The 12,997-nt window shown below is 58.7% G+C and carries 14 protein-coding genes; 9 read left to right on the top strand and 5 right to left on the bottom strand.

The genetic code is table 11. From position 1 onward, the window contains the following. The first annotated feature begins 55 nt into the window (after positions 1-55). From EDC30_RS16600 to cobA, 7 genes are all read left to right on the top strand, one after another. On the top strand, positions 56-832 hold the full coding sequence (locus EDC30_RS16600; protein WP_132259978.1) for a sulfite exporter TauE/SafE family protein: 777 nt from the start codon (positions 56-58) through the stop codon (positions 830-832). A gap of 59 nt (positions 833-891) precedes the next feature. Then, positions 892-2,586 (top strand): nitrite/sulfite reductase, encoded by a 1,695-nt coding sequence (locus EDC30_RS16595; protein ID WP_132259977.1) that lies wholly within the window; start codon positions 892-894, stop codon positions 2,584-2,586. Beyond that, positions 2,579-3,100 (top strand): DUF934 domain-containing protein, encoded by a 522-nt coding sequence (locus tag EDC30_RS16590; RefSeq protein WP_132259976.1) that lies wholly within the window; start codon positions 2,579-2,581, stop codon positions 3,098-3,100. The genes EDC30_RS16595 and EDC30_RS16590 overlap by 8 nt, the downstream gene beginning before the upstream one ends. 8 nt (positions 3,101-3,108) lie before the next feature. Further along, positions 3,109-3,858 carry a phosphoadenylyl-sulfate reductase gene (locus EDC30_RS16585; RefSeq protein ID WP_132259975.1) on the top strand — a complete coding sequence of 250 codons (750 nt, stop codon included), beginning with the start codon at positions 3,109-3,111 and terminating at the stop codon, positions 3,856-3,858. Between the two features lie 88 nt (positions 3,859-3,946). After that, positions 3,947-4,882 carry a sulfate adenylyltransferase subunit CysD gene (cysD, locus tag EDC30_RS16580; protein WP_132259974.1) on the top strand — a complete coding sequence of 312 codons (936 nt, stop codon included), beginning with the start codon at positions 3,947-3,949 and terminating at the stop codon, positions 4,880-4,882. Further along, positions 4,883-6,208 (top strand): sulfate adenylyltransferase subunit 1, encoded by a 1,326-nt coding sequence (locus EDC30_RS16575; RefSeq protein ID WP_132259973.1) that lies wholly within the window; start codon positions 4,883-4,885, stop codon positions 6,206-6,208. It begins immediately after the preceding gene. Between the two features lie 23 nt (positions 6,209-6,231). After that, a complete protein-coding gene (cobA, locus tag EDC30_RS16570; RefSeq protein ID WP_132259972.1) occupies positions 6,232-6,966 on the top strand; it encodes a uroporphyrinogen-III C-methyltransferase in 735 nt (244 codons plus the stop codon). A gap of 149 nt (positions 6,967-7,115) precedes the next feature. On the opposite strand, the gene EDC30_RS16565 is transcribed toward cobA, so the two are convergent. Genes EDC30_RS16565 through lptF form a run of 3 tightly spaced genes read right to left on the bottom strand, consistent with a single transcriptional unit; the run spans position 7,116 to position 9,771 of the window. After that, complete coding sequence (locus EDC30_RS16565) at positions 7,116-7,490, bottom strand: sirohydrochlorin chelatase (protein ID WP_132259971.1); 375 nt, start codon at positions 7,488-7,490, stop codon at positions 7,116-7,118. Next, entirely contained in the window at positions 7,490-8,641 is a 1,152-nt protein-coding gene (gene lptG, locus EDC30_RS16560; protein WP_132259970.1) for an LPS export ABC transporter permease LptG, read from the bottom strand. Before lptG ends, EDC30_RS16565 begins: the two co-directional genes overlap by 1 nt. Continuing rightward, on the bottom strand, positions 8,638-9,771 hold the full coding sequence (gene lptF, locus EDC30_RS16555; protein ID WP_132259969.1) for an LPS export ABC transporter permease LptF: 1,134 nt from the start codon (positions 9,769-9,771) through the stop codon (positions 8,638-8,640). The genes lptG and lptF overlap by 4 nt, the downstream gene beginning before the upstream one ends. Before the next feature lie 35 nt (positions 9,772-9,806). On the opposite strand from lptF, the gene EDC30_RS16550 reads away from it, so the two are divergent. Together EDC30_RS16550 and xth are read left to right on the top strand one after the other, a co-directional pair. Beyond that, positions 9,807-11,363: a leucyl aminopeptidase gene (locus EDC30_RS16550; RefSeq protein ID WP_132259968.1), complete on the top strand. Its 1,557-nt coding sequence runs from the start codon at positions 9,807-9,809 to the stop codon at positions 11,361-11,363. Continuing rightward, entirely contained in the window at positions 11,360-12,124 is a 765-nt protein-coding gene (gene xth, locus EDC30_RS16545) for an exodeoxyribonuclease III (RefSeq protein ID WP_132259967.1), read from the top strand. The genes EDC30_RS16550 and xth overlap by 4 nt, the downstream gene beginning before the upstream one ends. Positions 12,125-12,127: 3 nt before the next feature. Here the strand turns inward: xth and EDC30_RS16540 are convergent, their stop codons facing one another. Next, positions 12,128-12,556: a DUF2061 domain-containing protein gene (locus EDC30_RS16540; protein WP_132259966.1), complete on the bottom strand. Its 429-nt coding sequence runs from the start codon at positions 12,554-12,556 to the stop codon at positions 12,128-12,130. A gap of 235 nt (positions 12,557-12,791) precedes the next feature. Beyond that, positions 12,792-12,997 (bottom strand): hypothetical protein (locus EDC30_RS19635; RefSeq protein WP_207907313.1); only part of this gene is annotated, 206 nt, incomplete at its 5' end.

The following is a 12,997-nucleotide window of genomic DNA, read 5'->3' as shown; positions in this document are numbered from 1 at the left end:
AGTTTGGAATATTGCTTAAGTTTATTACCATTCACCGTACTTTGGGCGAGGTGTTATGGATTTTTCTTATATAGTGTCTGGATTCGCGGTTGGCGTGCTGGTCGGCCTGACTGGGGTCGGCGGCGGCTCGCTGATGACGCCATTGCTGACGCTGATGTTCGGCGTGTCTCCTAGCGTCGCTGTCGGCACGGACTTGGCCTTTGCATCGATCACCAAAGGAGCAGGCACGCTGGCGCATCGTTCGCGTGGCAACGTGCACTGGGATATTGTCAAAAAACTATGCCTTGGCGCATTGCCTGCTGCCGTAGTTGCCACGCTGGCATTGAAGCGTTTCGGCGCGCTCGATGAAGAGATCAATCATATAATCCGGTATTCCATCGCCTGCTCGGTATTGCTGACTGTCGTGGCGTTGTTGTTCCGTGGCCGCATGTTGAACTGGTTAAAACAGCACCCGGAAAAACAGTTACAAGGTAGAAACCTGACTATTGCTACAATAGCGGCCGGCGCCGTGCTTGGCACCCTGGTTACCGTTTCCTCGATTGGCGCCGGCGCGATTGGCGCCACGCTGCTGGTCATGATGTATCCGCGTCTGTCGCCTGCTGAAATCGCCGGCACGGACATCGCCTATGCCGTTCCCCTGACTGCGATCGCCGCATTCGGCCACTGGTGGCTGGGCTCGATCAATTGGGAATTGCTGGCCATGCTGCTGATCGGCTCGGTCCCCGGCATTACGCTCGGAGCGATGGGAGCGCGCGCCATTCCTGAAAAGGTATTACGCGGCATGCTGGCGACCACGCTGACAGCCGTCGCCGTGAAATTACTGAATGCCTAGATAACAAACTAGCCGCTTAATTAAGTGCTTAACCTTAAGCTGCATAACGAGGATTGAAGATGTATCGCTACGACCAATACGATCACCAGATCATCCAGGAACGCGTCGCGCAATTCCGCGACCAGGTGCGCCGCCGCCTCTCCGGCGAGCTGACGGAAGATGAATTCCGTATCCTGCGCCTGCAAAACGGCCTGTACATGCAGCGGCACGCCTACATGCACCGCATCGCGATCCCCTATGGCCATCTGTCGTCGAAGCAGATGCGCATGCTGGCCCATATCGCCCGCAAGTACGATCGCGGCTATGGCCACATTTCCACCCGCCAGAATATCCAGTACAACTGGATCAGGCTGGAAGACGCTCCCGATATCCTGGCCGACCTTGCTTCGGTCGAGATGCACGCCATCCAGACTTCCGGCAACTGCGTGCGCAACATCACCACCGACCAGTTCGCTGGCGTAGCCCACGACGAGATCATCGATCCGCGCCCGTACTGCGAAATCCTGCGCCAGTGGAGCACCTTCCATCCGGAATTCGCTTACCTGCCGCGCAAGTTCAAGATTGCCATCAATGGCGCCGTCGAAGACCGCGCCGCCGTCGGCATGCATGACATCGGCCTAACGATCGTCAAGAACGAACAGGGCGAACTCGGCTTCCAGGTATTGGTTGGCGGCGGCCTGGGCCGTACCCCGATCATCGGCAGCGTGATCCGCGAATTCCTGCCGTGGCAGCACATGCTGAGCTATATCGAAGCGATCCTGCGCGTCTACAACGAATACGGCCGCCGCGACAATATCTACAAGGCCCGCATCAAGATTCTGGTGAAAGCCCTGGGCGCCGAGGAATTCGGCCGTCAGGTCGAAGCCCAGTGGGTCGACTTGAAGGACAGCGACGCGACCGTGACGCAAGCGGAATTCGACCGTATCGCTGCCTACTTCGCGCCGCCGGCTTACCTGACGCTGCCGGCCACCGACGCCGCCACCGAACAGGAACTGGCCACCAACAAGGCTTTCGCCAACTGGCATATGCGCAATGTCCGCCAGCACAAGGTATCGGGCTATGCCATCGTCACCCTGTCGCTGAAGAAAACCGGCGTGGCGCCGGGCGACATCACCGCCGAGCAGATGGATTTCGTCGCCGACCTCGCCGACCGCTACAGCTTCGGCGAACTGCGCACCACCCACGAGCAGAACATCGTGCTGGCCGACGTGCGCCAGGCAGATCTCGTCGCGCTGTGGAAGGAAATCAAGGCCAAGGGCCTGGCGACGCCGAACATCGGCCTGTTGACCGACATGATCTGCTGCCCGGGCGGCGACTTCTGCTCGCTGGCCAATGCCAAGTCGATCCCGATTTCCGTCGCGATTGCCGAGCGTTTCGACAACATCGACTTCCAGCACGACATCGGCGAAATCGACCTGAACATTTCCGGTTGCATCAACGCCTGCGGTCATCACCACATCGGCAATATCGGCATCCTCGGCGTCGACAAGGATGGCAGCGAGTGGTACCAGGTATCGCTGGGCGGCGCGCAAGGCAAGGACATCGCCGTCGGCAAGATCATCGGCCCGTCGTTCTCGGCCGGCCAGATGCCGGAAGTGATCGACCGCATCCTGCAGGTCTACGTGCGTGATCGCATCGAAGACGAGAAATTCATTGATACGGTGCGACGTCTCGGCATTACGCCTTTCAAGGAGTATGTCTACGCGACCCCGATCAAAACCGAACATCCGCAAGGAGAAGACGCATATGCGTAACATTATCAAGGACCGCCAGATCGTGGCGGATGACTGGAACGTCCTGAAGCTGGAAGAAGGCCAGGCGCCGGAAAGCGTAGCTGTTGGCGCAGGCAAGGTGCTGGTGCCCCTGAAGGTCTGGCAGGCACAGCGCGATTCCCTGGCCTCGCGTAATGACGTCGGTGTCTGGATCGACAGCGACGAGCGCGCCGAAGCGCTGAAGGAAGACGCTGCGAAGCTGCCGGTGATCGCCGTGAATTTCCCGAAGTTCGCCGACGGCCGTGGCTATTCGATCGCCTACAACCTGCGCATGCGCCTGAAATACACGGGCGAGTTGCGCGCCATCGGCGATGTCCTGCGCGACCAGCTGTTCTACATGCAGCGCGTCGGCTTCAATGCCTTTGCCGTGCGTGAAGACAAGGATATCAACGATGCGCTGAAGAGTTTGAAGGATTTCACCGAGCCATACCAGAATTCGGTGGACCTCAAGGCGCCGCTGTTCCGCCGCGTGCAGCGCAACGGCGTCACGGCGTGAGCGATGTCATGAGCGATAACCAGGTCAATTTCGAACGATTGGTAGCCGACACCCGGGCTACGCTCGGGCGCATCGCCACCGAGTTCACCCCTGCCGTGCTGGCTTCCAGCCTGGCGGCAGAGGACATGGTACTGACCGACATGATTCTGCGTCCTGGCCTGCCGATCGGGATTTTTACGCTGGAAACCGGCCGCCTGCACAAGGAAACCTTGCAGATGGTCGAGCGCATCAAGCAGACCTACGCGTATGACGTCGAGCTGTTCAAACCTGAGACTGAAGCCGTGGATGCCTACGTCAAGGCCAATGGTCTGAACGCTTTCTACGATAGCGTCGACATGCGCAAGGAATGCTGCCGCATCCGCAAGGTCGAGCCGCTGAACCGCGCGCTCGCCGGCAAGAAAGCCTGGGTCACCGGGCAGCGCCGCGCGCAATCAACCACGCGCGCCGAGCTGCATGTGCAGGAAGACGATGCCGCGCATGGCATGGTGAAATTCAATCCGCTGGCCGACTGGTCGGAGGATGATGTTTGGCGTTATATCCGCGAGAATGACGTGCCGTACAACCCGTTGCACGACAAGGGTTATCCATCAATCGGTTGCGAACCTTGCACCCGTGCGATCCAGCCGGGCGAGGATATCCGCGCCGGTCGCTGGTGGTGGGAAAATGCGGACACGAAAGAATGCGGGCTACATCTAGTGGACGGCAAACTTGTCCGCATTTCGGCGAAGGCTAACGTAACCGAAGGGAACGTTAAGTGAACGCAGTGAACGGCCGGAGCCAAAATCCGGCGTAACCCAGCGCAAATCGAAGCAGATTCAAGATACACATCCAATCAATTCGGACAACATGAACACAGCAGTCGACAAATTATTCCTGGACGCGGCCAGCAACCGCCATCTGGACTGGCTCGAATCCGAAGCCATCCACATCATGCGCGAAGTCGCCGCCGAGTGCACGAATCCCGCTCTGCTTTTCTCGGGCGGCAAAGACTCCGTAGTCTTGCTGCGCATCGCAGAGAAGGCTTTCCGTCCCGGTAAATTCCCCTTCCCGCTGGTGCATGTCGATACTGGCCACAACTTCCCGGAAGTAATTACTTTCCGCGACAAGCGCGTGGCTGAACTGGGCGAACGCCTGATCGTGGGTTCCGTGGAAGATTCGATCAAGCGCGGCACCGTGCGCCTGCGTAATCCGCAAACCGACTCGCGCAATGCCGCGCAAGCCGTGACGCTGCTGGAAACCATCGCCGAACACAAGTTCGACGCCTGCATCGGCGGCGCCCGCCGCGACGAGGAAAAGGCGCGCGCCAAGGAACGTATTTTTTCCTTCCGCGATGAGTTCGGCCAATGGGACCCGAAGGCGCAGCGCCCCGAGCTGTGGGACTTGTATAACACCCGCGTGCATCCGGGCGAGAACATGCGCGTGTTCCCGATCTCGAACTGGACCGAGCTCGACGTCTGGCAATACATCGCCCGCGAAAAGCTGGAACTGCCGCCGATCTACTTCGCCCACGAGCGCGAAGTCATTCCGCGCAATGGCTTGCTGGTACCGGTCACCGACCTCACGCCGCCGAAGGAAGGCGAAACCGTTGAAAAACGCGTGGTGCGCTTCCGCACCGTCGGCGACATTTCCTGCACCTGCCCGGTTGCCTCGGACGCTGCCGATGTGGATGCCATCATCGCCGAGACGGCCGTGACCCAGATTACCGAGCGCGGCGCGACCCGCATGGATGACCAGACATCCGAAGCCTCGATGGAAAAACGCAAGAAAGAAGGATATTTCTAAATGAACGCCGTGGTTGCAGAAAACACTCCCGTCCAGGCAGCATCGAACGAACGCGGCCTGCTGCGCTTCATCACCGCCGGTTCCGTCGACGACGGCAAGAGCACCCTGATCGGCCGCCTGCTGTTCGACAGCAAGGGCATCTTTGCCGACCAGCTCGACTCGATTTCGCGCGCCAAGCACAAGCGCACCGTGGGCGACACCATCGATCTGTCGCTGCTGACTGACGGCCTGGAAGCCGAGCGCGAACAAGGCATCACCATCGACGTGGCTTACCGTTACTTCGCCACGCCCAAGCGCAAGTTCATCATTGCCGACACCCCGGGCCACGAGCAGTACACTCGCAACATGGTCACCGGCGCCTCGACTGCCGACGCCGTGATCATTCTGGTGGACGTCTCCAAGGTCAAGCTGGGTGACGATGGCAGCGTCGAGCTGCTGACGCAGACCAAGCGTCATTCGACCATCGCGCACCTGCTGCGCATCGAGCACGTGATCGTTGCGGTCAACAAGATGGACCTGGTCAATTACGACCGCACGGTATATGACCGTATCATCGGCGAGTATCAAAAATTTGCGCAGCAGTTGGGACTGACGGACGTGCATGCGATCCCGCTGTCGGCGCTGGCAGGCGACAACGTGGTCGAGCGCGGCGATAACATGCCGTGGTACGAAGGCCCGACCCTGATCGAATTGCTGGAAACCCTGTCGGTGTACGACGATGCGCATGAAGAGCCGTTCCGCTTCCCGGTGCAGCTGGTGGCACGCCATGGCGGTCACCTGGCAGAAGACTTCCGCGGCTACATGGGCCGCATCGAAGCCGGCAAGGTAACAAAGGGCGACAAGCTGGTGGTGCAGCCGAGCGGGCTGACTGCCACTGTCAAGGATATCGTTACCTTCGACGGTTCGCTGGAAACCGCGCGCGCGGGCCAGTCGGTCACGATCCTGCTGGAAGAGTACGTCGATATTTCACGCGGCGACATGCTGGCCGCTGCAGAGCAACCGGCCACCGTGCTGAAGAATGTCGAAGCCGCAGTCTGCTGGCTGTCGGAAGAGCCGCTGAATATGCGCCGCAAGTACTGGCTCAAGCACACCACCCGCCAGGTCAACGCCCGCGTCAACAAGATCGAATTCCGCCTGGATATCAATACGCAGGAACGCGTTCCGGCTGAAACGTTGAAGCTGAACGACATCGCTCAGGTGTCCCTGACCGTGCAGCAGCCGCTGGCAGCCGATGCCTACGATGCCATCCGCGCCACGGGTTCCTTTATCCTGATCGATGAAGTCACGCACCAGACGGTCGCTGCGGGCATGATCCGTCTCGGCTGAATCTTCGGCTAACTTCGTTCGCAATGTCTCATTCCACGGCAGGTCACCCTCCTGCCCGCTTCGGCAAGGTTTATCTGCTGGGGGCGGGCCCGGGGGCTGCCGACCTCATTACGGTGCGCGGCGCACGTATCCTCGCGCAAGCCGAGGTCGTGCTCTACGACGCCCTGGTCACCGAAGAAATGCTGCAGCTCTGCCCGCAGGCGGACAAGATCTCGGTCGGCAAGCGATCGGGACAGCGCTCTACAGCCCAAACTGAAATCAACCGCAAGCTGGTCGAAAGTGCCGGCAAATACAAGCTGGTCGTCCGGCTCAAAGGCGGCGACCCGATGCTCTTTGGCCGCGCCGATGAAGAATTGCGGGCTCTCGAAGCGTTAGGCATCGATTATGAAATCGTGCCCGGCATCACGGCCGCATTAGCTGCTGCCGCCTCCGCCAAGCTGCCGCTCACGCGCCGCGGCATAGCCCGCAGCGTCGCCTTCTTTACGTCCAGCACAGCCCCGGGCCATCCGGATCAAACGACCCTGCCCGATTGCGACACGCTCGTGCAATACATGGGCGGCAAGGAAGCTATCGCCACGGCACGCAACCTGCTCACGCGCGGCGAACCTCCCGATCTTCCGGTAGTGGTGGTGGAAAATTGTAGCCGCGCAGACGAGCGCATCCTGCATCTGACTCTGGAAAAGCTGGAACAAGGTTTGGAAGGCTGCCATGGCCCCGTGCTGGTGATGATCGGCCAGGCGCTGGCGCCACGCAGTTAAGTTCCGGCAGCATTCCGTCCATCACTGCCCGTGGTGTCGCCTGTCAAAGGGCGCGTAGCCTTGTAAAAGCGTAGCGCTATGCAGGCAAGCACTGTACATCTCTAATTTCCGCCGCTGCCACCCTTGCGGCCGACATGCAGGCCGACGTTCTACGGCTGCATGCTGGTGACGCAATATGCCGCGATCGTCCGTAGCACGCTGTCGTCTTCGCCGACCGCTGCCGCCACTTTCAAGCGGATGCCCGGATGCGCCAGGCGCAAGCCATCCACCATCGGCGGCAAATCGCGCAAGACATGTCCACCCTGCCCGAAAAAAACCGGCACGACGGTAATGTCATCGCAGCCATGCCCTGCCAACTCCCTGACAAGTTCCGGCAAGGTCGGCGACATGAATTCCAAGAAAGCGAGTTCCACCCTTGTCTGCGGCAACTGCTCTCGCAGGATCAGTTGAAGACGCTCGAACGGCGCCGCCCAGCGGGGATCGCGCGCACCATGGCCGAACAGGATCAGGGCTTGCGCGGTCATCAATGTCGCTCCACCCAGGATAGCGCGCCGATCGCCAGCAACAGGAATAGTGTGCTCGGCAAGGCCGCGGTAATCAATGGCGGCCAGGTATTAATCAGGCCGAGATGGGAAAACAAATTATTAATCAACTGAAAGCTCACGCCGATCATGATGCCCACGAAGATTTTCAAGCTGACCGCGCCGGAACGGAAATGCAGGTAAGCAAAGGGCAATGCCAGCGCCAGCATTACGAAAATTGCAAACGGATAAATGACCTTCTTCCAGAATGCGATTTCATAACGGTTGGTCGCCTGGCGGTTTTCTTCCAGGTGACGCGTGTAAGCCGCCAGATCCTTGGCAGACATGCGGTCCGGGTCTGCGAACACGACGGACAGAATATCCGGCGTGATTTCCGACGCCAGCCGGTATTGATCGAGGTGATGCATCGTGATGCCAGCCGTGCGGCCGATTGACGTGTTGTCCGGCTGCCTGAAGGCGTCGGGGGCGAATTGCGTCTGCACGACTTCCTTCAGGTTCCAAGCATGTCCGCCCAAATACGTGCCGCTGGTAGCCGTCAACAATGCCTTCAGTCGAAAGTCCGTATCGAACTCGTAAATGCGCACGCCGTTGAGCGTGCCATCGGTTTTTACTTCGCGCACATTCAAAAAGCGCGACCCTTGCACCTTGCCACTGCCATCCTCGGCCTTGATTACATCCTTGGCCCACAAGCCTGACCTGAATTCTTGCGTCAGGCTGCCGCCCTGCGTACGCAACTTCCATTTTTCCGCCATATCGCTGGCCTTGGGCGAGATGAATTCACCGAACGCCAGAGTGATCAAAACAAAAATCACGCCGATCTTGATCAGCATGACGCCAGCTTGCACGGTCGACAAGCCGGATACCCGCATGATCGTGAATTCCGAACGCGAAGCAAATTGCGACAGCGTGTAAATCGTGCCGATCAGCGCCGAGATCGGCATCAGCTCGTAGGCATAACCGGGCAAGCCCAGCATGACAAAGATCAGGGCGTCGCTGAAACCATAGCCTCCCCGCCCCACCGCCGACAGTTCACCCAGCAGGTCGAAGAACGCGAACAGCGCCAGGAAAGCCACCAGCACGAACAGAACCGATTTGAATATCTCGGACAGGACGTATTTTTCCAGGGTCTTCATGCGCTTGCCTTCTTCGCGTGAATTCCGCGCCTGAACCTCGACCACAGCGCCAGCGGATGGTAGGGACTGTTCACCTTGATGCGCCAGGCATACAGGGATAGCGCGATCAGGGCGACCACGACATGCACGACCCACGACCCAATAGAGAAAGATATCTTGCCCTGATTAACGGCAACGCGAATCACGCTGATCATGTTGCTATATACGACAGCCAGCATCAGCGCGATCAGCAGGTTGGCCGAACGGCCGGCACGCGGATTGACGAAGCCTAGCGGGATCGCCAGCAGCATCAGCAGCAAGGCCATGATCGGCGTGGCAATCCGCCAGAGCAATTCGCCAAGATTGGGATTGGTCGGATTGGCGATCAGCACCGGCGTCGGCAATGCACGCGCCGTCGTATCGCCGATCATCACCGGCGATTGCCGCGCCACCAGGATACCGTAACGCTCGAACTCCATCATCTGGAAATCCGATTGGGTCGGCACGCCATCGTAGCGACGCCCCTGGTGCATGACCAGAAACTTGTCGCCGTTGCTATCGACTTCCATGGTGCCTTCCTTGGCCACCACCACGCTGGTTTGCCCATTTTGCTTGCGCGAATTGACGAACACATTGCGTACCTTGGCATCTTCGCCGGAAACGCCTTCGACGAAAAACACGCGGTCCGAGGAAGCCGACTCCTGGAAACGGCCGGGCGACACGCGGGAGATATCGCTGCGCTTGGCAAAGCGCTCGCGGAATTCGGCGCTTTGTTGATTGGCCCAGGGCGTGGCGATAAAACTCAGCAAGGCTGTCAGGGTCACCACCGGTATGCCGAACGTCAGCACCGGTTTGATCCAGCGCGTGAGGCCAAGGCCGGCAGTAAACCAGACCACCATTTCGGAATCCTGGTAACTGCGGGTAATCACCAGCAGCACAGAGATGAAGCCGGTCAGAATCAAAATGTACGGCGAATAGGACAGTGCGGCAAAACCCAGCATGGCCACCACATCAGCTGAAGCAATCTTGCCCCCAGCCGCCTGGCCGAGGATCTTGATCAGCATGATGGTAATGGTGATCGTGAACAGAGTCGTAAAGACCGCGCCTGCTATGCTGATCAATTCGCGTCGGAGAGCGCGCTCAAAAATCATTGACTATATAATTGGGGGAAATAACGGAGAATGGCATGGACTTTAGCATAAAATCATTCGATGCAAAAAACCTCGCAAGCACCATCAAGACTGGTTGCCTGGTCGTTGGTGTCTTTGAGGACGGGAAACTATCTGACATAGCGCAACAAGCCGACCGCAAGGGCGACTTGAGCGCCGCAGTGAAGTCCGGCGATATCAGCGGCAAGCCGGGTTCCACTCTGCTCTTGCGCGGCAATGGGGGGCCTGCCGAGCGCGTGTTGCTCGTTGGTCTCGGCAAGCAGGATGCTGTTACTGACAAAAATTTCACGAGTGCCTTGCAAGCCACGGCTCGCACACTTTCCACGCTGGGTGGCGGCGACGCTGTCATCGCCCTGCCCTTCGAACAAATCAAGGATCGCGACCTGTACTGGGCCATCCGCGGCGGCGTGCTTGCCCTGCGCGACCATGCCTATCGTTTCGATGCCTTGAAGAGCAAGAAGGAGCCGGTCACCCAAGGCGTCAAGAAAGTGGCTTTCGGCGTGGCAGCGCAGGATAACGCACCTGCCAAGGCGGCACTTGCGGAAGGCGTGGCCATTGCCAATGGCATGGACCTGACGCGCGACCTCGGCAACCTGCCGGGCAATGTCTGCACCCCGACCTATCTGGCGCAAACCGCCAAGAAGCTGGCGAAAGATTTCGACCTGAGCGTTGAAGTCCTCGACCGCAAGCAAATGGAAGCCCTCAAGATGGGTAGCTTCCTGTCGGTTACCAATGGCACGGAAGAACCGCCGAAGTTCATCGTGCTGCGCCATGACGGCGGCAAGTCCAAGGAAGCGCCGGTGGTCTTGGTCGGCAAGGGCATCACGTTCGACTCCGGCGGCATTTCGCTGAAACCCGGTGGCAGCATGGATGAAATGAAGTACGACATGTGCGGCGCCGGCTCGGTATTGGGCACCATGCGAGCGATTGCCGAACTTGATTTGAAACTCAACGTCATCGCCGTCATTCCTTCGACCGAGAACATGCCGTCGGGACGCGCCACCAAGCCGGGCGACATCGTCACCTCGATGTCGGGTCAGACCATCGAGATTCTCAATACCGATGCCGAAGGCCGCCTGATCCTGTGCGACGCCCTGACCTATGCCGAACGCTTCAAGCCGGCTGCAGTAGTGGATATCGCTACCCTGACCGGTGCCTGCATCACCGCGCTCGGCCATCACAATTCCGGTCTCTTTACCCGTCACGATGACGCGCATGATGCGCTCGCCAATGAATTGCTCGCAGCCGGCAAGGCCAGCGGCGACACGGCATGGCGCCTGCCGATCGAAGACAGCTATCAGGAACAGTTGAAGTCGAATTTCGCCGACATTGCCAACATCGGCGGCCCACCGGCTGGCAGCATCACCGCCGCCTGCTTCCTGGAGCGCTTCACGCGCAACTACACCTGGGCGCATCTCGATATCGCTGGCACCGCATGGAAGAGCGGCGCCGCCAAGGGTGCAACCGGCCGGCCGGTGCCGTTGCTGACGACTTTCCTGATCCAGCGTGCACGTGCACAAGGTCTCTCTGCCGGCAAAGGCATTGCCACAGTCAAAGGTAAGAAGGCTGCATGAAGCTCGCGACCTGGAATGTGAATTCCCTGAAGGTGCGGCTGCCGCAGGTACTGCAATGGCTGGCTGATAAGCCGGTCGACGTGCTGTGTTTACAGGAAACCAAGCTCACTGACGATAAATTTCCGGTTGCCGAAATCGAGGCGGCCGGATATCAGGTCGCCTTCACCGGGCAAAAGACCTATAACGGCGTGGCAATCCTGTCGCGCCATCCGATGACCAACATCGTCAAGGGCAATCCGCATTTCGAGGATGAGCAGCAGCGTCTGATCTCGGCCAGCATCGATGGCATCCGCGTGATCTGCGCCTACATACCGAACGGCCAGGCAGTGGACTCGGACAAATATCAGTACAAGCTTCGCTGGCTGCAGGGATTGCAACGCTGGCTGGGCGAAGAACTGACTGCGCATGAACAGCTGGCACTGCTGGGCGACTACAATATCGCGCCGGAAGACCGCGATGTGCACGACCCGGTCGCCTGGCAAGGCAGCGTGCTGGTGTCGCCTCCCGAGCGTGAAGCGTTTCGCCAGTTGCAGGCGTTGAATTTGAAGGATGCATTCCGCCTGTTTGAACAGCCGGAAAAACTATTCAGCTGGTGGGATTACCGGCAAATGGCCTTCCGCCGCAACATGGGCCTGCGCATCGATCATATCCTTCTGTCGCCGCGGCTGGCCGCGCGCTGCACGGCCTGTGAGATCGACAAGGTGCCACGCAAGTGGGAACAGCCTTCCGACCATACTCCTGTCGTTGCGACGATCGTGTAGTCCTCATGCCGCAGTAGCCGCCACGGTCACTGTGGCACGCGTTACCAAGCCTGCCTGCAGCCGGCTCCACAGACGCTCATGCAAGGGCAACACGATCACATTGCAGATCGGCTCCAGCACGGCGGCCAGCCCGCCAAATGCCATCGACCCGGTTGCCCAGTACATCACGGCAAAGGCCACGGTCATGTGCATGCCAAGCTGACTCAGTTTTTGTAAAGCTATCGTCATGTAGCCTGCCTTCGGCATGCCAGACCGAGATCGCATGCGATTCCAGATACGCTCATGCATAGGCAGCAGCATGACGTTGATCGCCGGTTCAAGCAAGGCAGCCAGTCCACCAAAAGCGACTGAGCCGGTCATGACATGCATGATCGTGAAAGCAATTGCCATATGGGTTGCCATTTCACTTAATTTCTTCGCTGCGATCACCATGACATTTCCTTACTAGCTATTGAATACGCCTAAATGGTAACAATTCCCATTTAATATATGAAGGCAATCGTTTTTATCCATTCAATAGAAAATACCAATAAAGGAAATGATCGATAACAGCTGTTGTATTAAGTTCGGTAGCCGTTAGCCTCCAATAGATATTGCGCGGAATACTTGTCTGCCGATTTACTGGCCAAAAAAATCGATGCGGTTCACATATCGCCTCACTGCCAAGTCACATCGACTTCAGGATGTTCATTCGGTTAGTTTCCAAGAGCTGAAAAGCAAAAAGCCACCGATCGCTCGGCGGCTTTTTAATCAAGCTTCCCGCCCTCACGGGCGGTTGCAGCAACGGATTAACGCTTGTTGCGGATGGGGATATCCATTTCTTCGGGCTTGATTTCGCGTACCAGTTCAGGCACGGCCCAGGTGAATGCCGGG

The organism is Paucimonas lemoignei, assembly GCF_004342585.1.
In the GTDB taxonomy this organism is placed as follows: Bacteria; Pseudomonadota; Gammaproteobacteria; order Burkholderiales; family Burkholderiaceae_D; genus Paucimonas; species Paucimonas lemoignei.
This window is presented reverse-complemented; position numbering and strand designations above follow the sequence as displayed.